This is a genomic window from Geodermatophilus sp. SYSU D00879 (assembly GCF_054050375.1).
In genome coordinates this window covers 177126-197761 of record NZ_JBJGZF010000001.1, presented here as the reverse complement: position 1 = coordinate 197761, position 20636 = coordinate 177126, and the positions used below count along the sequence as shown (strand labels likewise).

At 76.9% G+C, this 20636-nt stretch carries 22 protein-coding genes; 12 read left to right on the top strand and 10 right to left on the bottom strand.

Annotated features, from left to right (window positions below; translation table 11 throughout):
* The first annotated feature begins 3 nt into the window (after positions 1–3).
* Together ACI79B_RS01015 and ACI79B_RS01010 are read left to right on the top strand one after the other, a co-directional pair.
* Positions 4–1467 carry a hypothetical protein gene (locus ACI79B_RS01015; RefSeq protein ID WP_456926246.1) on the top strand — a complete coding sequence of 488 codons (1464 nt, stop codon included), beginning with the start codon at positions 4–6 and terminating at the stop codon, positions 1465–1467.
* Positions 1451–2104: a DUF4232 domain-containing protein gene (locus ACI79B_RS01010; RefSeq protein ID WP_457000052.1), complete on the top strand. Its 654-nt coding sequence runs from the start codon at positions 1451–1453 to the stop codon at positions 2102–2104. The genes ACI79B_RS01015 and ACI79B_RS01010 overlap by 17 nt, the downstream gene beginning before the upstream one ends.
* Before the next feature lie 4 nt (positions 2105–2108).
* Here ACI79B_RS01010 and ACI79B_RS01005 read toward each other — a convergent pair whose 3' ends face one another.
* Both ACI79B_RS01005 and ACI79B_RS01000 read right to left on the bottom strand, forming a co-directional pair.
* Positions 2109–2618, bottom strand: a complete 510-nt coding sequence (locus ACI79B_RS01005) for a DinB family protein (RefSeq protein WP_456926243.1) — start codon at positions 2616–2618, stop codon at positions 2109–2111.
* A gap of 27 nt (positions 2619–2645) precedes the next feature.
* Positions 2646–4148 carry a phytoene desaturase family protein gene (locus ACI79B_RS01000; RefSeq protein WP_456926242.1) on the bottom strand — a complete coding sequence of 501 codons (1503 nt, stop codon included), beginning with the start codon at positions 4146–4148 and terminating at the stop codon, positions 2646–2648.
* A 128-nt stretch (positions 4149–4276) separates the two neighbouring features.
* Here ACI79B_RS01000 and ACI79B_RS00995 point away from each other — a divergent pair, with 128 nt between their 5' ends.
* A complete protein-coding gene (locus tag ACI79B_RS00995; protein ID WP_456926241.1) occupies positions 4277–4660 on the top strand; it encodes a hypothetical protein in 384 nt (127 codons plus the stop codon).
* Between the two features lie 85 nt (positions 4661–4745).
* The gene (locus tag ACI79B_RS00990; protein ID WP_456926240.1) at positions 4746–5429 is read left to right on the top strand and encodes a DUF6766 family protein; all 684 of its coding nucleotides are present in this window, start codon (positions 4746–4748) and stop codon (positions 5427–5429) included.
* Here ACI79B_RS00990 and ACI79B_RS00985 read toward each other — a convergent pair.
* The 6 genes from ACI79B_RS00985 to glgA form a co-directional block, all read right to left on the bottom strand.
* The gene (locus tag ACI79B_RS00985) at positions 5354–6406 is read right to left on the bottom strand and encodes an MsnO8 family LLM class oxidoreductase (protein WP_456926239.1); all 1053 of its coding nucleotides are present in this window, start codon (positions 6404–6406) and stop codon (positions 5354–5356) included. The genes ACI79B_RS00990 and ACI79B_RS00985 overlap by 76 nt on opposite strands.
* On the bottom strand, positions 6406–7485 hold the full coding sequence (locus ACI79B_RS00980) for a spore photoproduct lyase family protein (RefSeq protein ID WP_456926238.1): 1080 nt from the start codon (positions 7483–7485) through the stop codon (positions 6406–6408). Before ACI79B_RS00980 ends, ACI79B_RS00985 begins: the two co-directional genes overlap by 1 nt.
* Before the next feature lie 97 nt (positions 7486–7582).
* Positions 7583–8317: a GAF domain-containing protein gene (locus ACI79B_RS00975; protein ID WP_456926237.1), complete on the bottom strand. Its 735-nt coding sequence runs from the start codon at positions 8315–8317 to the stop codon at positions 7583–7585.
* 40 nt (positions 8318–8357) lie between these two features.
* Positions 8358–9443 carry a hypothetical protein gene (locus tag ACI79B_RS00970; protein ID WP_456926236.1) on the bottom strand — a complete coding sequence of 362 codons (1086 nt, stop codon included), beginning with the start codon at positions 9441–9443 and terminating at the stop codon, positions 8358–8360.
* Positions 9440–10648 (bottom strand): PP2C family protein-serine/threonine phosphatase, encoded by a 1209-nt coding sequence (locus ACI79B_RS00965; RefSeq protein WP_456926235.1) that lies wholly within the window; start codon positions 10646–10648, stop codon positions 9440–9442. Before ACI79B_RS00965 ends, ACI79B_RS00970 begins: the two co-directional genes overlap by 4 nt.
* Before the next feature lie 57 nt (positions 10649–10705).
* The gene (gene glgA, locus ACI79B_RS00960) at positions 10706–11878 is read right to left on the bottom strand and encodes a glycogen synthase (RefSeq protein WP_456926234.1); all 1173 of its coding nucleotides are present in this window, start codon (positions 11876–11878) and stop codon (positions 10706–10708) included.
* A 73-nt stretch (positions 11879–11951) separates the two neighbouring features.
* Between glgA and glgC the strand changes: the two genes are divergently transcribed.
* Complete coding sequence (glgC, locus tag ACI79B_RS00955) at positions 11952–13172, top strand: glucose-1-phosphate adenylyltransferase (RefSeq protein WP_456926233.1); 1221 nt, start codon at positions 11952–11954, stop codon at positions 13170–13172.
* A 121-nt stretch (positions 13173–13293) separates the two neighbouring features.
* Positions 13294–13779 (top strand): 2'-5' RNA ligase family protein, encoded by a 486-nt coding sequence (locus tag ACI79B_RS00950; protein WP_457000051.1) that lies wholly within the window; start codon positions 13294–13296, stop codon positions 13777–13779.
* Here the strand turns inward: ACI79B_RS00950 and ACI79B_RS00945 are convergent.
* Positions 13776–14426, bottom strand: a complete 651-nt coding sequence (locus ACI79B_RS00945) for an O-methyltransferase (RefSeq protein WP_456926231.1) — start codon at positions 14424–14426, stop codon at positions 13776–13778. The two genes, ACI79B_RS00950 and ACI79B_RS00945, sit on opposite strands and share 4 nt — an antisense overlap.
* A 114-nt stretch (positions 14427–14540) precedes the next feature.
* Here ACI79B_RS00945 and sigE point away from each other — a divergent pair, with 114 nt between their 5' ends.
* From sigE to ACI79B_RS00925, 4 genes are all read left to right on the top strand, one after another.
* Positions 14541–15218, top strand: a complete 678-nt coding sequence (gene sigE, locus ACI79B_RS00940) for an RNA polymerase sigma factor SigE (protein WP_456926230.1) — start codon at positions 14541–14543, stop codon at positions 15216–15218.
* Positions 15215–15787: a zf-HC2 domain-containing protein gene (locus ACI79B_RS00935; RefSeq protein WP_456926229.1), complete on the top strand. Its 573-nt coding sequence runs from the start codon at positions 15215–15217 to the stop codon at positions 15785–15787. Before sigE ends, ACI79B_RS00935 begins: the two co-directional genes overlap by 4 nt.
* A 103-nt stretch (positions 15788–15890) precedes the next feature.
* A complete protein-coding gene (locus tag ACI79B_RS00930; protein ID WP_456926228.1) occupies positions 15891–17510 on the top strand; it encodes a S1C family serine protease in 1620 nt (539 codons plus the stop codon).
* A 50-nt stretch (positions 17511–17560) separates the two neighbouring features.
* Positions 17561–17950 (top strand): twin-arginine translocase TatA/TatE family subunit, encoded by a 390-nt coding sequence (locus ACI79B_RS00925; protein ID WP_456926227.1) that lies wholly within the window; start codon positions 17561–17563, stop codon positions 17948–17950.
* Positions 17951–18017: 67 nt separating this feature from the next.
* Here the strand turns inward: ACI79B_RS00925 and ACI79B_RS00920 are convergent, their stop codons facing one another.
* Positions 18018–19178, bottom strand: a complete 1161-nt coding sequence (locus ACI79B_RS00920) for an Mrp/NBP35 family ATP-binding protein (protein WP_456926226.1) — start codon at positions 19176–19178, stop codon at positions 18018–18020.
* A gap of 450 nt (positions 19179–19628) precedes the next feature.
* Between ACI79B_RS00920 and ACI79B_RS00915 the strand changes: the two genes are divergently transcribed.
* Positions 19629–20318 carry an AzlC family ABC transporter permease gene (locus ACI79B_RS00915; protein WP_456926225.1) on the top strand — a complete coding sequence of 230 codons (690 nt, stop codon included), beginning with the start codon at positions 19629–19631 and terminating at the stop codon, positions 20316–20318.
* Positions 20315–20632 (top strand): AzlD domain-containing protein, encoded by a 318-nt coding sequence (locus ACI79B_RS00910; RefSeq protein ID WP_456926224.1) that lies wholly within the window; start codon positions 20315–20317, stop codon positions 20630–20632. Before ACI79B_RS00915 ends, ACI79B_RS00910 begins: the two co-directional genes overlap by 4 nt.
* The last annotated feature ends 4 nt before the right edge of the window (positions 20633–20636 follow it).

Sequence of the window (20636 nt, the reverse complement as noted above, 5' to 3'; positions counted from 1 at the left end):
CCCATGAGCAGCGACGACACCGGAGTCGTCTTCCCCGCCGGCCCTGACGGGCGGCGCAGCACCGCGGCGGTCGGCCGGGCCGTCGTCGCCGACGCGCTGCGCCCGGTCGACCCGACCGGCGCCCGCGCCGCCGAGTCCGAGACCAACTGGCGGGCGGGCTACCTGGTGCACTTCCGCCGCCTGGTCGAGGCGGGGCTGGCCTCCCCGGACGCGGCCCGGACCATCGCCGCGGCCGGCCTGGACGCCGTCCACGCCCGGCTGCGGGTGGCCGCCGACGGCGGCGAGCAGCCGCTGACCGCGCTGCCCGCGGCACCGGCCGGGCGGGCGCTGCAGACCCGCGAGGTCGCCGGCACCGCCGAGCCCCAGCGCGAGTTCACGCTGCCCTTCCACGGCCGGCGGCTGCGCGGTGACGACCTGCTGCGCCAGGTGGACACCTGGGTCGAGGGCGGGATCGCCGAGCCCGGCCTCGCCGAGGCGGTGCGCACCGTCGCCGCGCACCCCGAGTGGCTGGCGCTGCCGGGCCGGACCGTCGTCGTGCTCGGCGCGGGCGCGGAGATGGGCCCGCTGACGGCGCTGCTGCGCTGGGGCGCGACCGTGGCCGGGGTCGACCTGCCGCGGCCGGACCTGTGGCGGCGGGTGCTCGACACCGCCCGCCGCGGCGCCGGCCGGTTGCTGCTGCCCGCCGTCGCCGACGACGGCGACCTCGCCGGCACCGCGGGCGCCGACCTCGTGCGCGAGGTGCCCGCCGTCGGCGACTGGGTGGCCGGCCTGCCCGGCGACCCGGTGCTCGGCGACTACGTCTACGCCGACGGCGCCACCAACGTGCGGGTGTCGGCCGCCGTCGACGCGCTCACCCTCCGCCTGCAGCGCGACCGGCCCGACCTCGCGCTGGCCTTCCTCGCCACGCCCACCGACGTCTTCGCCGTCCCCGGCGACGCCGTCGAGCAGTCGGCGCGCGCCTACGCCGGCCGCTCCCGTGCCGGCAAGCTCCTCGGCCGGCCGCTGCGCACGCTCTCGGCCGGGCGGCTGCTGCAGCGGGCGTACGTGCCGGGCACCGACCCGGGCATCAGCGACAGCCTGGTCGCGCAGCAGGGGCCGAACTACGCGCTGGCCAAGCGGCTGCAGCGGTGGCGGGCGACCGTCGCGCGGGCGGGCGGGGCGACGGTGTCGATGAACGTCGCGCCGCCGACCCGCACCCGCTCGGTGGTGAAGAACCGGGCGCTGGCCGCCGCCTACGCCGGGGCGCACCGCTTCGGCGTCGAGGTGTTCGAGCCGGCGACGTCGAACGTGCTCATGGCCGCGCTGCTGGTGCACGACCTGCACACCGGCGGCGGGCCGCGGCACGAGCAGCCGTGGCAGGACGAGGCGTACGCCGCCGTCCACGGCGGGCTGTGGCGGGCGGCCTACGCGCCGCGCAGCGCGCTCGGGCTGGCCGCCGTGCTGGGCCTCGGTGCCGCGCGGGGCTGAGGCGTCGCGGGCGGCCGGGGGGTCGCGGGCCCGGTGGCTGATCCCACTGCTGGTGGCGCTGGCCGTCGTCGCGGTGACGGCCGGAGCGCTGGCCGCCCGCGCACCGGCCGGTGCCGAGGCCGCGGGCATCGGCGTCCCGCCCGCGCCCACCCCGTCCGCGGAGCCGACCGAGCCGGCCCCCGCACCCGGCGCCCCGGAGGTGCCGCAGCCGGTGACGCCGACCTGCTCGCCGCTGGGCCTGCTCGTCACCGCCGGCCCGGTCGACGCCGGCCTCGGCCACCGCGGCGTCGTCGTCACCGTGACCAACTGCGGGGACGCGCCGCGGGACGTCACCGGCTACGCCGGGGTCCAGGTGCTCGACGGGACGGGACGGTCGATGCCGTTCGCCGTCGAACACGAGTCGACCTACACGGTCCGCGACCCCGGGCCGGCGCCGCTGGTGCTGCAGCCCGGCGAGAGCGCGGTCACCGGCGTCTCCTGGTCGGCGACGGTCACCGACGGCGGGCTCACCGAGGGGCGGGCGCTGCGCGTCGTCCCGGTGCCGGGCGACCCCGGCCAGGTCCTGCCGATGTGGGTCGACGCCGGCACCACCGGGGAGATCGCCGTGGCCGCCTGGGCGACGGAGCTCGCGCAGTAGCGCCTCACTCGCCGGTGACGCCGTCCACCGCCTCGCGCAGCAGGTCGGCATGGCCGTTGTGCCGGGCGGTCTCCTCGACCAAGTGCAGCAGCATCCAGCGCAGGCTGAACCTGTTGCCGGTGCGCAGCGGCACCGCCGACAGCGCGTCCAGCGACCCGGCCGCCGCGACCACCGCGTCGGTGCGCCGCCCGGCCTCCCGGTAGCGCCCGCGCAGCACCTCCGGCTCCAGGTCCACGGCGGCGTCGAACTCCCAGTCGGGGGTCGCGTCCCAGTCGACGCCGTCCCACGGCGCGGGGATCGGCTCCCCGGCGAACCGCTCCACCGCCCAGGACTCCTCGACCAGCGCCAGGTGGTACAGCAGCCCCGCCAGGGTGAGCGACGACGGCGGGTGCGCCCGCGCCAGTTGCTCGCGCGAGAGCCCCTCGGTCTTCAGCAGCAGCGTCTCGCGCTGGTAGGCGAGGTAGGCGGTCAGCGTGGTGGTCTCGTCGGCGGTCTCCGGCGGGTCGGTGCGCACCGGAGGACCCTCGCACGCCGGGGTGCGTCAGGCCGGGCCGACCAGCCCGGCGACGATCTCCGCCGACAGGGTCACCAGCGGCAGCCCGCCGCCCGGGTGCGACGAGCCGCCGACCAGGTACAGCCCGCGCACCGGGGCGGCGTTGCCCGGCCGCAGGAACGCCGCGCGGGCGCCGTTGCTCGACGTGCCGTAGATCGAGCCACCGACGCTGCCGGTCTCGCAGGCGAGGTCGGCCGGCGTGCGGGTGACGCACCAGCGCAGCCGGGACCGGACGTCGAGCCCGCGCGCGGCCATCACCTCCAGCACCCGGGCGGCGTAGCGGTCGGCGAGACCGGGGGTGTCCCAGTCGACGCCGCACCCGGGGTCGTGCCGCGGCGCGTTGACCAGCACGAACCACGACTCGCTGTCGTCGTCGGGCCGGGTGGCGGGGTCGTCGGGGGCGCTGACGTAGACGGTCGGGTCGGGCACCGGGCAGGGCAGGCCGCGGTGCCGGCCGGTGCCGAACACCGCGTCGAACTCGGCGTCGTAGTCGGCGGGGAAGGCGACGGTGTGGTGCGCCAGCCCCGGCGTGCGGCCGCGCAGCGCGAGCAGCAGCACGAAGCCCGACAGCGACGGCGTCGCCCGGGTCAGCCCGCGCCGCACCGCGCGGGTGCGCCGGTCCGGCGGCAGCAGCCCGGCGTACAGGGCGGTGGCGTCGGCGCCGGAGACGACGACGTCGGCGGTCACCTCGCCGCCCTCGGCCAGCTCCACCCCGGCCACCCGGCCGCCGTCGCGCAGCACCCGCCGGACCGGCGTGCCGGTGCGGACGTCGGCGCCGTGCTCGCGGGCCCGCTCGGCCACCGCCTCCGCCAGCCGGTGCAGACCGCCGCGGACGTACCAGGAGCCGAACGCCTGCTCGACGTAGGGCACGGTCGCGAGCACGGCGGGGGCGCGCCGCGGGTCGGAGCCGGAGTAGGTGGCGTAGCGGTCGAGCAGCACCCGCAGCCGCGGGTCGCGCAGGTAGCGGGCGCCCAGGCCCCGCAGCGTCTGCCAGGGCGCGACGGCGGCGACGTCGGCCGGGTCGCGGGCCAGCCGGGCCAGGGTGGCCGCGCCGCGCAGCGGCGAGCGCAGGAACGGCTGTTCGGTGATCGCCCACATCGCGCCGGCGCGCTCGAGCAGCGCCCGCCACTGCGTGCCGGCGTCGTCGCCGAGAGCGGCGTCGAGCGCGCCGGGGACCGCGTCGAGGTGCCCGGGCACCGCCAGCCGCGTGCCGTCGGCGAACCGGTAGTCGACGGCGGGGTCGAGCCGGACGAGGTCGACGGACTCCTCCAGCGGTCCGCCGGTGGCGTCGAACAGGTCGCGCAGCACCTGCGGCAGGGTGACCAGGCTGGGGCCGGTGTCGAAGGCGTGGCCGTCACGGGCGTACCAGCCCAGCTTGCCGCCGACCGCGCCGGACTGCTCCAGGACGGTCACCCGGTGCCCGAGGGCGCCCAGCCGCGCGGCGGCGGCGAGGCCGCCCAGCCCCGCGCCGACGACCACCACCCGTGCCACAGCGTCACCGTAGTGCCGCAGCTCACCGCCCGATCGGGTGATCACCTGGGGTGGCGGGGTCCGGCTCCCCGTCCCACGATCGGTCCACCTGCGGAGCCGACGCGGGAGCACGACGGGAGGACCGACCCGTGCGGACTGCGGTGTGCTCGACGGCGGCGCTGGCGGCCCTGGCCCTGCTGGCCGGGTGCTCGGACGCGCACCTGCCCGACGTCGAGCAGGTGGCCCGGGACTTCGCGGCGGCCGACCCCGCCACCCGCTGCGACCTGCTCACCGACGCGGTGGTGCAGACCCTGGAGCACGAGGAGCCGACCGGCTGCCCCCTGGCGCTCGAGGAGCTCCCGCTCGGCACCGGCAGCGTCGTCTCCGCGCAGGTCTGGGGTCAGGAGGCCCAGGTGCGGCTCACCGACGACACGCTGTTCCTCACCCGCAGCCCCGACGGCTGGGAGGTGGCCGCGGCCGGCTGCGAGGCGGCCGGCGAGGGGCGCTACGACTGTCTGGTGGAGGGCTCGTGAGATCCGTGCGAGTGGTGTTCCTGGCCTACCTGGTGACCGTGCTCGGCGGCGTGGCCTACTGCCTGGTCCTCGCCCTGCTCGGGCGGTGAGCGACGTGCGGCGGTTCGTCCGGGAGAACTCGCTGAGCCTGGGCTTCGGCCTGCTGTTCCTGCTCACCCTGGCCGGGCAGGCGGTCGCCGGGGCGGCGCAGGTGAGCGAGGACCGGCAGGCCGAGGGCCTCACGCCGGTCACCCTGGTGCACTACGTGACCTCGTCGTCGTTCGCCGTCGACGTCATGGAGAACTGGCAGTCGGAGTACCTGCAGTTCTTCCTCTACGTGTTCGCGACCGTCTGGCTGGTGCAGCGCGGGTCGCCGGAGTCCAAGGAGCCGGACGACGCCGGCACCGAGAGCGACGAGGCCCAGCGGACGGGGGCGCACGCCCGCGACGACTCCCCGGCGTGGGCGCGGGTGGGCGGCTGGCGCGGCGCGCTGTTCTCCCGGTCCCTGGGCCTGCTGTTCGCCGGCATCTTCCTGCTCACCTGGGCGGCGACGTCGGTGGCCGGCTGGGCGGCGTACAACACCGAGCAGCTGCAGTCGCACGCCGACCCGGTCAGCTGGGTGGCCTACCTCGGCCACGCCGACTTCTGGAACCGCAGCTTCCAGAACTGGCAGTCGGAGATGCTCGCCGTCGGCTCGATGGCGGTGTTCGCCGTCTACCTGCGCCAGCGGGGGTCGCCGGAGTCCAAGCCGGTCGGCGCGTCCCACTCCGACACCGGCGCCACCGGCTGAGCCGCGCCCAGCAGTCCGGCCAGCGCCGCGTCGGAGGCGGCCAGCGCCACGCGGTCGTGCGTGCTGCCCGCGGCGACCAGCTCGGTCGCACCCGTGCGCTCGGCGAGCTCCGTCAGCCGCGCGGCCACCTGCGGGGCGGTGCCGGCGACCGCCGTGGCCGCCGTCCGCTCGGCGTGCCGCCGCTGCACCGCCGTCATCGGTGCCGCCCGCGCCGCGGCCACCGGCTCCAGCGGCGGGAAGACGCCGGTGGTGCGCGCCTGCGCCATCGCCCACGCCTCGGGCAGCAGCAGGTCGGCGGCCTCGGCCGCTGTGTCGGCGACGAGCACGTCCAGGCTGATCGCGACCTCCGGCTCCGGCGCCTGCTCCGAGGGCCGGTAGGCCCGGCGGTAGCGGGCCAGCGCCGCCCGGCCGGGCTCCGGGTCGCCGGCCACCCCGAGCAGCGGCCCGCCGACCACGACCGGCAGCCCGAGCGCCGCGGCGACGTCCAGCCCGGAGCCGGTGGCGAGCACCCACACCGGCACGTCGCCGGCCGGCCGCGGGTGCATCGTGATCTCCGCGGTCCCGGTGAGGTGGGCGCGCAGCTCGGCGAGGTCGGCGGCGAAGTCGCGCTCGGTCTCCCGCAGCGCCCGGCGCACGGACGGGGTGAACCCCGGCGAGCGGCCCAGGCCGAGGTCGACGCGGCCGGGCGCGAACGCGGTGAGGGTGGCGAACTGCTCGGCGACGACGAGCGGCTGGTGGTGCGGCAGCATGACGCCGGCCGAGCCCAGCCTGATCGTCGTCGTCCGGCCGGCGACGGCGGCCAGCAGCACCGCGGGCGCGGCGCCGGCGATGCCGGGCACGCCGTGGTGCTCGGCGACCCAGAACCGCCCGTAGCCCAGCCGCTCGGCGGACACCGCGCGCTCGACGGTGCCGCGCAGCGCCGCCGCGTCCGGCTCGCCGGCGCGGGTGCGCGACCGGTCGAGGAGCGAGAGCCGCATCAGAACGCGTACCGCACGCGCAGCCAGGGGGCGTGGGCGGCGACGAGCTCCCGCAGCCGCTCGACGCCGGCCCGCTTGACGTCGTTGCGGTAGCGCACGTTCCACTGGCCGTTCTGGCTGCGCTTGGGCTGCTGCAGGTCCGGCCGCCACAGCAGGTCCTCGGCCTTCGGGTGCCAGCCGAGGTTGACCTCGTGCAGGTCCCGGTTGTGGGTCAGCATGATCACCTCGGCGGCCGCCTGGGCCTTGGCCGCGGGGGAGAGGGTGTCGTCGAGCTGTCGCAGCAGCTGCGCCCAGTCGGCCTCCCACCCGTCGCGCAGGACCACGGGCGACAGGTTGAGGTGCACCTCGTACCCGGCCTCGACGAAGTCGTCGACGGCGGCGACGCGCTCGGCGACCCGGCTGGTGCGCACGTCGACGACCCGCGAGTCGGCGTCGGGCATGAGCGAGAACCGGATGCGGGTGCGGCCCTGGGGGTCGAGGTCGAGCAGCTGCCGGTTGACGTACTTGGTGGCGAACGACGCCTTGGCGGTCGGCAGCTCGCGGAAGGTGGCGACCAGGTCGGCGACGTTGTCGCTGACCAGCGCGTCGACCGAGCAGTCGCTGTTCTCGCCGATGTCGTAGACCCAGCTGACCGGGTCGCACTGGTCGGGCACCGTCTTCGTGCCCTGCCGGGCGACGTGCCGGCGCAGGTAGCCGGTGATCTGCTCGATGTTGGTGAAGACGGTGATCGGGTTGGCGTAGCCCTTCTGCCGGGGCACGTAGCAGTAGGCGCAGGCCATCGCGCAGCCGTTCGCCGTCGAGGGGGCGATCCAGTCGGCCGACCGGCCGTTCGGGCGGGCGGTGAGCGACTTCTTCACGCCGAGCACCAGCGTCTCGGTCTTCACCCGCACCCAGCGGTCCACGTTGCCCTCGTTGCCGTGCAGCTCGGGGATCCTCCAGTGCGACGGCACCTCGATCACCTCCACTCCGGGGAAGCGGGCGAGCACCTCGCGGCCGCGGGCGGAGTCCAGGGCGGCCGGCTCGGCGTAGACGGTGCGGACGTCGAGCAGGCGCGTGGGGGAGGGGACGGGCGCGGACACGGCGGATGGCGGGGGCGCTGCGGTCACGCGGGGTACAGCGCCCGCGTGCGGGGCCGGATTCCGCCCCTGACCTGGGGCAACTGTCACACGGTGCGGGTCAGTGGTGCCGGTCCGGGGCGAGCTCGCGCACGTCGAGCCGGCCCTGCTCGAGGTCCTCGGCGACGTCCTCCACGGCGCGCCCCCCGGCGTAGGCCTCGGCGCGCAGCAGATCGAGCGCGGTGGCCGGGTCGGTGTCCAGCGCCATCGCCGCCCGGCCCGCGGCCCGCAGCACCGCGGCCCGCCGGCGCGCCTCGGGGCCGTGCAGCCAGTCGGGGCCGCGCTCGGCCGGCCAGTCCGACCAGACGGCGGCGTCGCTGAGCGCCGCGGTGACCAGCTCGCCGACGGCCATCGCCGCGAAGACGTCCAGCTCCGGCACGGCGGCCTCGTCGGTGAAGTACAGGTCCAGCGCACCGGCGCCGGCGAGGTCCTCGCGCAGCGGGAGGGCGACCACCGCGCGGAACGGCGTCTGCGCGGTGAGCAGGTCGGCGAAGGGCATCCAGCGGCGCCGCAGGTCGTCCAGCAGCGCGAACACCGGCTGCCGGGTCTCCTGGGCCTCCCAGCACGGCCCCCCGCCGACGGTGAACTGCAGCCGCTCGGCGCACGCGGCCTCGGTGGTGCTCGCCCCGATCGGGATGCGCAGACCGGACCCGTCGACGACCGACAGTCCGGCGGCGTCGACCCCGAGGGTGGTGACACAGGCCCGGGTCAGGCGGACCGGCAGCAGCTCGGCCGACTCGGGGCTCCCGGCGGCCTCGGCGTCCAGCGCGGCGGCGAACCGCGTGGAGATGGTCACACGTCATCCTCGCCCCGTGCGGGCACCGGGGCCATCCCGGTCACCCGGCCGCGTCCGGCCGGTGCGCGTACGCCGCCCCGCGGACCGCGTCGTCGTCCTCCAGGCCCGCGCCCAGCGCCCCGCCGACCGTCGCCAGCGAGCTGGTCAGCCAGGCCAGCTCCAGGTAGTCGCCGATCGCGGCCGGGTGCCCCAGCCCCTCGGCGAACAGCGCCGACGGCACCAACAGCAGCGAGCCGGCCAGCGCGAGGACGAACAGCGCGGCGTAGAGGGTGAGCACCCCGATGACCACGGTCGCGACGGTGGCCAGGTTGAACAGCGCCACCTGCTTGCGCACCCGGCGCGAGCGGGCCCGCTCCCACAGCTCCGCGCCGACGACCAGCGTCGCGCAGATGGCCACCACCGAGCCCAGCCCGACCGTGGACAGCCGCAGCCAGCCGAACCGGTCGGCCAGCCGCCAGATGTCGGCGGTCACCAGGGCGAAGACGCCGGCCGCGACCGCCGCCGTCAGCGCGCGGGACAGCTGGATGGTCAGCCGCCACGGCCGGTTGGCGCGCACCATGCCGACCAGCAGCCGCAGGTTGCCCGTCAGCACCCGCGCGGTGAACCGGACGCCGTCGGCGGTGTCGGCCGGGTCGGCGGCCAGCTCGCGCACCCGGCGGCGCAGCGCGGCCGGGTCGTCGTCGCCCTCGGCATCGCCGAGCAGCGTGCGGACCAGCCCGACCGTCGTCTGCAGCGCGCGCCGGCGCCGGCCGACCGCGCCCAGGGCCGGCAGGGACAGCACCGCGACGCCGTGCACCGGGCTGGCGTGCGCGACGACGGTGCGCCGGTCGACCGACAGCGGCAGGTCGGTGACGACGACGGCGAGGTCCCACTCCTCCGACAGCAGCCGGTCGCGCGCCGCGGCGACGATCTCCGCGTCGTCGGCCGGCGGCTGGACCAGCCCGTCCTCGACCACGCGGACGTCCCACACGACGTCGGGGTGCCGCTCGCGCAGCGCGCCGGCCAGGTCGGCGGCCAGCTCGTCGGCCACCTCCACGGGCGCGCCGGGCGCGGCGACCAGCCCCACGACGACGTCGGCCGGACCCGCCGCCTCGCCGGTCAGGGGTCCCTCCGGTGCCGTGCTCACAGCCTCAACCGCTCCTCGTTCCCGGTCTGCCACTCGACCATGACGATGCTCGCGTCGTCCTGCAGCCGGCCGTCCTGGTGCTGCATGACGCTGCCCATGAGCCGGCGCATCGTCTCCGGCGGCGGGTCGCCGGCCAGCTCGGCGCGCACGACCAGGTCCGCGAGCCGGTCCTCGCCGAAGAACGCGCCGTCGGGCGAGCGCGCCTCGACGACGCCGTCGGTGTAGAGCAGCACGCGGTCCCCAGGGCGCAGCTGCACCCGGCACACCGCGGGCGCGGCCGCGAGCAGCCCGAGCGGGCGCGCCGGCGGGCAGGCCGGCGGCCGGATCAGGGCGCCGTCGCGCACGACGATCGGGTCGGGGTGCCCGCAGTTCACCCAGGCGAACAGCCCGGTGTCGAGGTCGAGCCGGGCGACGGCCGCGGTGGCGAACCGGCTGCCGGCGAACTGGCCGGCGACGACGGCGTCCATCGCGGCCGCGACCGCCGGGAGGTCGAGGTCTGCGCGCCGGGCGTGCCGGTAGGCGCCGACGGCGGCGGTGGTCAGCAGGGCGGCGGGCAGGCCGTGGCCGACGGCGTCGAGCACGGCCAGGTCCACCACCGCGCCGTTGACCGCGTAGTCGAAGGTGTCCCCGCCGATGTCGTAGCTCGGCTCGAGCGCGCCGGTGATGACGACGCGGTCGCTCGCGTAGGTCAGCGGCGGCAGCAGCTCCCACTGGATCTCCGCGGCCAGCGTCAGCTCGCGCCGCCGCCGCAGCCGGGCGAACAGGTCGCTGTAGGCGTCGCGCGTGACGACCAGCTCGGCGACCAGCGAGGTGAACGACCGCGCGTCGTCCTCGAGCTCCGGCGTCGGGTCGCCGTCGAGCACGTACTCGACCACGCCGACCCGCTCGGCGCCGTCGAGCAGGGGCACCCACAGGCTGGCCGGCCCGTCGCCGGCCGGGGCGTGGACCGGCTCGACCCGGCGGAACGCGCGCCCGGCCACCGACCCGTCGATGGTCAGCTCCTGCCGGGCGGGCACGCCCTCCCCGGGCAGCGGCAGGAGCGCGTGCTGGGCGTAGTCGGCGAGGTAGACGACCGCGCCGTGGACGCCCAGCCGCCGCGCCTGCTCCGCGACGACGGCGCCGAGGTCGTCGGCGGACAGGTGGTGCGACGCACGGATGAGCGCCCGGACGGGGTCCCGCTCGGACGGGCGCGGATCGGTGGCCACGACGGGTCAGGATCGCATCCCGGCCCGCGGCGGGCGCGGGGAGCGGGCCGCGGGGGATCAGCCCCGGGCGTCGAGGACGGACGCGTAGACGCCGACCGTCTGCTGGGCGATCGCCGGCCAGCCGAACTCCGACAACACCCGCTCGCGGCCCGCGGCGCCCATCGCCGCGGCCCGGGTCGGGTCGGCCAGCAGCTCGGCGATGCGTGCGGCCAGCCCGGCCTCGAAGGCGGCCGGGTCGGCCGGGTCGTAGGGGACCAGCAGCCCGGTGACCCCGTCGGCCACGACCTCGGGGATCCCGCCGACGGCGCTGGCCACCACCGCGGTGCCGCAGGCGGCCGCCTCGAGGTTCACGATGCCCAGCGGCTCGTAGACCGACGGGACGACGAACACCGTCGCCCCGGTGATCAGCGGCACCAGCTGCTCCCGCGGCAGCATCGCCTCGATCCAGACGACGCCCGGCCGCCGGGCCTGCAGCTCGGCCACGGCGTCGGCGACCTGCTGCCGCTCGGCCGGGGTGTCGGCGGCGCCGGCGCACAGCACCAGCCCGGCGTCGGCCGGCAGCTGCTCGGCCGCCCGCAGCAGGTGGACGACGCCCTTCTGCCGGGTGATCCGGCCGACGAACAGCGCGTAGGGCCGGTCGGGGTCCACCCCGAGCGAGCGGACGACGTCGGGCGCCGGCACCGGCTTGTAGGCCTCGGCGTCCACGCCGTTGCCGACGACGTGCACCCGGGCCGGGTCGAGGTCGGGATAGGCGTGGAGGACGTCGGCGCGCATGCCGTGGCTCACCGCGATGACGGCGTCCGCGGCGAGGTAGGCGGTGCGCTCCACCCACGACGACAGCCGGTAGCCGCCGCCGAGCTGGTCGGCCTTCCACGGCCGCCGCGGCTCCAGCGAGTGTGCGGTCACCACGTGCGGCACCCCGTGCACCAGCCCGGCGAGCAGGCCGGCGCCGTTGGCGTACCAGGTGTGGCTGTGCACGAGGTCCACCCCGGCCAGCGCCGCGGCGATCTCGACGTCGGTGCCCAGCGCCTGCAGCGCGCCGTTGGCCTGGGCCAGGCCCGGCGGCACCGCCCAGCCGCGGGCGTCGGGCCGGGGGCCGCCGAAGGCGTGCACCTCCACGTCCGGGCCCGCGGGCAGCGAGCGCAGGGCCGCGACGAGGTGCTCGACGTGCACGCCCGCACCGCCGTAGACGTCTGGGGGCCACTCACGGGTGACGATGCCGATCCGCACGGCGGTCACCCTAGGGGGCGGGGAGTGCGGAGGCGGGGCGACGGCGGACCGGTGCAGCGGCTACGTTCCCTCCATGCGTGGCGGTCCTCGAGTGCTCGGCATCGTCCTGGCCGGTGGTGAGGGCAAGCGGCTCGCGCCCCTGACCCAGGACCGCGCGAAGCCGGCGGTGCCCTTCGGCGGCAACTACCGGCTCATCGACTTCGTGCTGTCCAACCTGGTGAACGCGGACATCCGGCAGATCGCGGTGCTCACCCAGTACAAGAGCCACAGCCTCGACCGGCACATCACCACCACGTGGCGGCTGTCGCAGATGCTCGGCAACTACATCACCCCGGTGCCGGCGCAGCAGCGGCTCGGGCCGCGCTGGTACACCGGCAGCGCCGACGCGATCTTCCAGAGCCTCAACCTCATCTACGACGCGCGCCCGGACGTCGTCGTGGTGTTCGGCGCCGACCACGTCTACCGCATGGACCCGGCGCAGATGATCGACCAGCACCTGCAGACCGGCGCCGGGGTGACCATCGCGGGCCTGCGGGTGGCGCGGCGCGAGGCCACCGGGTTCGGCGTCATCGACGCCGGCGCCGACGGCAAGGTGCGCGGCTTCCTCGAGAAGCCGGCCGACCCGCCGGGCCTGCCCGACAGCCCGGAGGAGTCCTTCGCCTCCATGGGCAACTACGTCTTCACCACCGACGCGCTGCTCGAGGCGCTGCGCGCGGACGCGGAGGACGCCGACTCGGCGCACGACATGGGCGGCTCGATCATGCCGATGCTCGCCGAGACCGGTGACGCGTACGTCTACGACTTCTCCACCAACATCGTCCCCGGGGCCACCGAGCGCGACCACGGCTACTGGCGCGACGTCGGGACGATCGACTCCTACTTCGACGCCCACATGGACCTGGTGTCGGTGACCCCGGTGTTCAACCTCTACAACGACCGGTGGCCGATCCTCACCCTGCCCCCGCAGCAGCCGCCGGCGAAGTTCGTGCTCGGCGGGCGGGCCGAGGAGTCGATGGTCAGCGCCGGCGCGATCATCGGCGGCGGGTCGGTGCACAGCTCGGTCGTCTCGCCCGGCGTGCGGGTCGAGCGCGGCGCGCGGGTCGAGGACAGCGTGCTCATGGACGGCGTCCAGATCGGTGAGGGCGCCTACGTCCGGCGGGCGATCCTCGACAAGAACGTCGTCGTCCCGGCGTGGGCGCGGATCGGGGTGGACTCCGACGCCGACCGCGAGCGCTACCACGTGAGTGCCGGCGGCGTGACCGTCCTCGGCAAGGGCGCCCGCGCGATTGTCTGACCGGCCCCGTCCGGAGGCTCGCCCCGAGCCTGCGAGGGGTGAGGGGGACGGGGTCCTTCCTCCTCGCTCCGCTCGGGCCGGGACCCTGCACGAGGGCCGTTCCAGCACCTCACCGCTGGTGGTGACGCTGCTGTTGGCGGCGGAGGCGCAGGCGCGGTTCGACCGGCTGCGCGCCGAGCACTTCCCGGCCGGGCGGAACCACCTCGCCGCGCACGTCACGCTGTTCCACGCCCTCCCGGGCGACCGGCGCGACGACGTCGACGCCGCCCTGGCCGCGGCCGCCGCCCGGCCGCCGTTCGCCGTCGCCGTGACAGGCCTCCAGCTGCTCGGCCGCGGGGTCGCCTACCGGCTGGCCGCGCCGGAGCTGTCGGCCCTGCACGCCGGGCTGGCCGCGGAGTTCGACCCGTGGCTCACCCGGCAGGACCGCCAGCGGCTGTCGGCGCACGTCACCGTGCAGAACAAGGTGGAGCCCGTCGTCGCCCGGGCGCTGCGCGACCGGCTGGCCGCGGAGTTCGTCCCCGGCGACGTGCCCGCCCGCGGGCTGGGGCTGTGGCGCTACCTGGGCGGCCCCTGGGAGCCGCTCGCGGAGCACCCGTTCACCGGCTAGGCGCGGCGGGTGGCCACCAGCAGACCGGCCCCGATCGGCAGGACGGCGGAGGTCAGCCCCTCGTCCTCGCGGACGTTGTGGGCGAGGTCGCGCCAGGCGACGGTGTCGGGGTCGCGGGCGGCGCGGTCGCCGATGCGGTCCCCCTCCAGCAGGCCGTGGCAGGCCAGCGTCCCGCCGGTGCGCACCAGCGCGAGCAGCGCGCCCAGGTGCGGGGCGTACTCGGTCGGCCGGCCGGCGCAGACCACCAGGTCGTAGGCGCCGGGGGACAGGCGGGGCAGCACCTCGCCCGGGGTGCCGAAGATCAGCCGGGTCCGGCCCGGCGGGACGCCGGCCTCGGAGAACGCCCGCCGTGCCCCGCGCAGCTGCTCGGGGTCGGCGTCGAGGGCGGTGAGGACGCCGTCGGGCCGCATGCCGCGCAGCAGCCACAGGCCGACCACCCCGCCGCCGCTGCCGATCGACACGACCGCGCGGGCGCCGGCCGCCAGCACGGCGAGGGTGGCGCCGGCGGCCGGGCCGGGTGGAGGCGGGCCGCCGAGCGCCGCGGCCCGGGCGCGCGCCGCGGCGAGGACGGGCTCCTCGGTGGCGTAGCGGTCGGACCAGGCGGCTGCGCCGGTCCCGCCGGCGCGCGACGGTCCCTGGGCGCTCATCACCGGCCGAGGGTAAGGGGACCGCGGCCCGCGTTCCGGGAGGCGTTCCTGTGAGGAACCTGGCAAGAACTGACGACGGGAACACGGAATGCCGTCACGGCCGTTGGTCCCGGCGTGACACCCGAGCGTGCCGCCGTCCCCGTCCATCCCGCGGGGGAGGTCGGCAACGTGCGCGTCCGCGATACTGAGGACGTGCCCGAGGCCGCCGTCCCCCCTGCCGCCGACCAGCAGTCGGCCGCGTCCGGCGCCGGCGAGGTGTGGGTGGCGCCGACCTGGGAGCAGGTCGTGCGGGACCACTCGGCGCGCGTCTACCGCCTGGCCTACCGCCTGTCGGGCAACGCCCAGGACGCCGAGGACCTCACCCAGGAGACGTTCGTCCGGGTGTTCCGCTCGCTGGCCGACTTCTCGCCGGGCACCTTCGAGGGCTGGCTGCACCGCATCACCACGAACCTGTTCCTGGACATGGTCCGACGCCGCCAGCGAATCCGGTTCGACGCGCTGCCCGAGGACACCGAGCGGCTGCCCGGCACCGCGCCGAGCCCCGAGCAGGTCTACGCCGACACCCACCTCGACCCGCAGGTGCAGGCGGCGCTGGACGCCCTGCCCCCGGAGTTCCGCGTGGCCGTCGTCCTCTGCGACATCGAGGGCCTGACCTACGAGGAGATCGCGGCGACCCTCGGCATCAAGCTCGGCACCGTGCGCAGCCGCATCCACCGCGGCCGCGTGCAGCTGCGCCAGGCCCTCGCCCACCTCGCTCCGCGCAGCGTCCCGGCACCGGGGGCCCCCGCATGAGCCTGCCGGAGAGCCACCTGGCGCAGGAGGCGATCGCCGCGCTGGTCGACGGCGAGCTGGCCAGCGGCCCGGCCGCGCGCGCCGCCCGCCACCTGGCCGGCTGCTCCGAGTGCCGGATGCTCGTGCAGGCCCAGCGCGAGGCCAAGGACGCGCTGCACGCCGCCGCCGACGTCGCCGTCCCCGGCGACCTGCTCTCCCGGCTGCGCGCGATCCCGTTCACCGCCGACGTCCCCGGCGGCGGCGGGCTGGGCACCGTCACCGCGTCGGCGGGGGAGCTGACCGTGACCGGGTCCTCCGGCCGCTGGACCGTGTCGCTCGACGACCCGCCGGTCCGTCCCGCGTCGCCGCACCACGCGCGGTGGCTGCGCCGCAGCGTCGCCGGCACGCTGGCCGGGCTGGGCCTCGGCGTCGCGGTCCTCGCGCTGAACCTGCCGGACCCGGGGGAGCGGGTGACCCGGACGCCGTCGTCGGTGGCCGGCCCGTCCTCGCCGGACGAGCGCACCGAGGTCGTGCCCCCGGTGGTCCGCACGCTCAGCGGCCCGTCGTCCGGGCCGGGCGCCACGCCGTGACCCCCGGGCCCTGACCCCGGACCCCCGAGCCCGCGGACGGGTAGCGTCGCGCCGGCACCCGTAGTCCACGTCCGCTGCCAGGTCCGGGGAGGACCCTGAACCCGTGACCGCACCCGACGACCGCGAGACCGGTCCCGTCGAGCCCGCCCCCCGCGACGGTGAGCGCACGGTGGAGGCCGTCGTCCGCCCGCCGGTGACCGCCGGCACGGGGGACGACGCGGTCTTCGCCCGTCCCGCCGGCGCCACCGGCTCCTTCGCGCCGCCGGAGCGGCCGCGTCCCGCCACGGCGCCGGCGCCGGCGCCGGCCAGCCCCGCCCAGGCCGCCGCGTTCGGCCGCCCGGCCGCCGTCCCGGGCAGCTTCGCCGGGGACCGCCCGACGCCGCCGCCGCGGCCGGTGGCCCCGCCGCCGCCGGAGGCCGTGCTGCGCGCCTTCCGCGCCCCGGCCGGGCAGGCCGGGCTCCAGGAGCCGCCCGGCGGCCGGCCCGGGCGGCGCCGCACCTCGGCCGGGCCGTGGTGGAAGCCGGACGCGAAGAGCGACCCGTGGCGCGACCCGCACGCCCCGGCCGGCCTCACCGGCCCGGCGGTGTTCCAGGAGGAGACCGAGCAGGAGGGCCCGGTCGTCGTCGACCGGAAGGGCCGCAGGAAGCTGCGGCTGCGCGACCTGTCGGTCCGGGTGGCCCTGCTGGTCGTCCTCGCCGTCCTGCTCGCCGGCGCGCTCGGCGGCGGCGTGGGCTACCTGCTCACCCGCGAGGCGAGCGAGACCCCGCTGCTGGCGCCGGGCACCACGCTGTCGGAGACCGACGAGGGCATCAGCCGCGAGCCGGGGTCGGTGTCCGACATCGCCGGCCGGGTGGCGCCGGCGGTCGTGTCGATCGAGGTGCGCATCGGCGACGCCGGCGCGACCGGCTCCGGTGTCGTCATCGACGGCGAGGGCGGCTACATCGTCACCAACAACCACGTCATCTCCGGCGCCGACGGCGTGGACGGCGCGGAGATCCGGGCGGTGTTCAGCGACGGCAGCGGCTCGGCCGCGCGCATCGTCGGCCGCGACCCGGCCAGCGACATCGCCGTCGTCAAGGTGGAGAAGCCCGGCCTGGTCACCGCCTCGCTCGGCGACTCCGACGACGTCGTGGTCGGCGACCCGGTGGTGGCCATCGGCTCGCCGCTGGGGCTGGCCGGCACGGTCACCAGCGGCATCGTCTCCGCCCTCGACCGGCCGGTGCGGCTGGCAGGGGAGGGCAGCGACACCAACGCCGTGATCAGCGCGGTGCAGACCGACGCGCCGATCAACCCGGGCAACTCCGGCGGCGCGCTGGTCGACGCCACCGGTGCGGTCATCGGCATCAACACCGCGATCGCCTCGCTCGGCGGCGGCAGCGTCGGCCTGGGCTTCGCGATCCCGATCGACACCGCGCGCGACGTCGCCGAGCAGCTCATCGCCACCGGCAGCGCGGTGCACGCGACCCTCGGGGTGAACACCCGGTCGGTCACCGACGGCACCCGCGACGGCGCGCTGGTCCTCAACGTGGAGCCGGGCAGCCCCGCGGCCGACGCCGGCATCCGCGAGCAGGACGTCGTCATCGCCGTCGACGACCAGGAGGTGGGCAGCTCCGAGGAGCTCGTCGTCGCCGTCGACGCCCACGACCCCGGCGACGCGGTGACCATCGAGCTGGTCCGGAACGGGTCGTCGTCGACGGTCCAGGCCACCCTCGCCCAGGCCTAGCAGGACCTCCGCACCGAATACCCTGGGACCCGCGGAGGAGGGAGCGACGCGTGTTCGACTCGATCGGCTGGGGCGAGATCGTCGTCCTGGCGCTGGCCGCGTTGTTCATCTTCGGGCCCGAGCGGCTGCCCACCCTGGCGCGTGACGCCGCGGCGGGGCTGAAGAAGGTCAAGCAGGCGATCACCGGGGTGCGCGCCCAGGTCGACGAGTCCCTCGGCGAGGACCTCGCCGGGCTGCGGGACCTGGACCTGCGCAAGTACCACCCGAAGACGTTCATCCGCGCGCAGCTGTTCGACGACGACGACGCCCCGCCGGTGCGCCGCGGCGACGCCGGCGCCGCGGGCGCGACCGCGGCGAGCCTGGTGAAGCCCGCCACCCGCCCGGCCGTGGTCGAGCACGACCGGAGCGTCCCGCCGCCGTTCGACGTCGACGCGACCTAGCCGCCCCTCAGACGCACGGAGGCCCGGCCCCCCCGAGGGGGGACCGGGCCTCCGGTGCGTCAGCGCCTCAGCGGCGGACGGGGGTGAGCCCCAGCGACATGCCCGACAGCCCGCGCTGGCGGACGGCGAGGGAGTCGGCGACCTTCGTCAGCGCCTTGGCGGCCGGGGTCTCGGGGTCGGCGAGCACGATCGGCGCGCCGGCGTCCCCGGCCTCCCGCAGGCGGGTGTCGAGCGGGATCTGGCCGAGCAGCGGCACGTTGGCGCCGAGCAGGCGGGTGAGCGCGTCGGAGACCGCCTGGCCGCCGCCGGAGCCGAAGACCTCCATGCGGGAGCCGTCGGGCAGCTCGAGCCACGACATGTTCTCGATGACGCCCACGACCTGCTGGTGGGTCTGGGTGGCGATCGCGCCGGCCCGCTCGGCCACCTCGGCGGCGGCCTGCTGCGGCGTGGTCACCACGAGGATCTCGGCGTTGGGCAGCAGCTGGGCGATGGAGATCGCCACGTCGCCGGTGCCGGGCGGCAGGTCCAGCAGCAGGACGTCGAGGTCGCCCCACCACACGTCGGCGAGGAACTGCTGCAGCGCGCGGTGCAGCATCGGGCCGCGCCACACGACCGGGGTGTTGCCCGGGGTGAACATGCCGATCGAGATGACCTTCACGCCCATCGACTGCGGCGGCATGATCATGTTGTCGACCTGGGTCGGCTTGTCGTCGACGCCCAGCATGCGCGGCACCGAGTGGCCGTAGATGTCGGCGTCCACGACGCCGACCGACAGGCCCCGCTTGGCCAGCGCCGCGGCGAGGTTGACGGTGACGCTGGACTTGCCGACGCCGCCCTTGCCGGACGCGACCGCGTAGACGCGGGTCAGCGAGCCCGGCTGGGCGAAGGGGATGACGGGGTCGGCCGCGTCGGTGCCGCGGACGGTGCGGCGCAGCTCGGCGCGCTGCTCGTCGCTCATCACGTCCAGGCCGACCTGCACCGACGTCACGCCGGGGACGGCGGAGACGGCGGCGGTCACCCGGTTGGTGATCGTCTCGCGCATCGGGCAGCCGGCCACGGTGAGGTAGACCTCGACGCGTACGGCGCCCGGGTCACCGCCGACGCCGATCTGCACGTCCTTGACCATCCCGAGGTCGGTCAGCGGACGGTTGATCTCCGGGTCCTGGACGGTGGCCAGAGCGGCGTTGACGGCGTCGAGCGCCGGCGAGCCGGTCAGCGTGTCGGACATGGGGGGTTGTGTCTCCTTCGACGGGGGGACCCGGTCCGCGGCACCACACGGCGGCGACCTGCACTCCGGTCCACCTGCCACTGTACGGCGGCGGGCACCGGGTGCCGCCCGGTGCGGAGGTGATGTGCTGCGCACCCGGCGGTCCGTGCGGGCGGTCAGCCGCCGACGCGGTTCCGGAGGGGGTGCTCGACGCCGGCGTCCGCGGGCGCGCCGAGGGCGGTGAGCAGGGGGGGGGGGGGGGAACTGCCCGGGATCGGCGTCGACGGCGGACTCGTACTCGTCGTCCCCGCGCAGGCTCCGGCCTCGACGCGCAGGCCGGCGCCGGACAGCGCGGCCCACTCGGACCAGGTGCCCCGCAGGCCCCGGCCATCGCGCAGCACGACCCGGCGGTCGCCGGTGGCTCCGGTCACGGGCCCGACCGGACGCAGCCGGGCCGTAGGCTGCGGCGACGTGTCCGCTCCCGCCCGTGCCGCCGTCCTCCGCGACGCGATCGGGCTCGGGGTGGCGGTCGGCCTCTACGGCGTCGCCTTCGGCGCGGCCGCCGACGCCGCGGGCCTGGACCCCTGGCAGGCGCTGACCATGTCGCTGCTGATGTTCACCGGCGCCTCGCAGTTCGCGCTGGTCGGCGTCCTCGGCGCCGGCGGCGGGGGCGCGGCCGCGATCGGCAGCGCGCTGCTGCTGGGCACCCGCAACACCGTCTACGGGGTCCGCCTGGCGCCGCTGCTGGCCCCGCGCGGCCTGCTCCGCCGGTTGGGCCTGGCGCACTGGGTGATCGACGAGACGACGGCGCTGGCCGTGGCCGCTCCCGACCGCGACCTGTCCCGGCTGGCCTTCCTCGCCGGCGGGGCGTCGATCTTCACGGTGTGGAACGCCACCACGCTGGCCGGCGCACTCGGTGCCGGGGCCCTGGGGGAGACCGCGGCGGCGGCGCTGGACGCCGTCGTCCCGGCCGCGTTCCTGGCGCTGCTGTGGCCGCGGCTGCGCGCCGGCGCCGAGGAGCCGGGCGTCGCCCGCCGGGTGGCGCTGGGCGGCGCGGCCGTGGCGCTGGCGCTGACGCCGTTCGTGCCGCCGGGCGTGCAGGTGGTGGCCGCCGTCGTGGCGGTGGGGCTGGCCGGCCGGCCGCGGGCGGAGGCGGCGTGAGCGGCGGGACGCTGTGGACGGTGGTCGTCGTCGGGTCGCTGGGCTGCTACCTGCTCAAGCTGGCCGGGCTGTCGGTGCCCGCCGCCTGGGTCGAGCGGCCGTGGGTGACCCGTCTGGTCACCTTCGTGCCCGCGGCGCTGCTGGCCGCGCTGGTCGCGGTGCAGACCCTGACCTCGGGTCAGGACCTCGTGGTGGACGGCCGGCTGGCCGGCGTCGCGGTCGCGGCGGTCGCCCTCGCGCTGCGCGCGCCGTTCGTCGTGGTGCTGGTGCTGGCCGGCGCCACGGGCGCGCTGGTCCACCTCGCCGGAGGGTGAACCC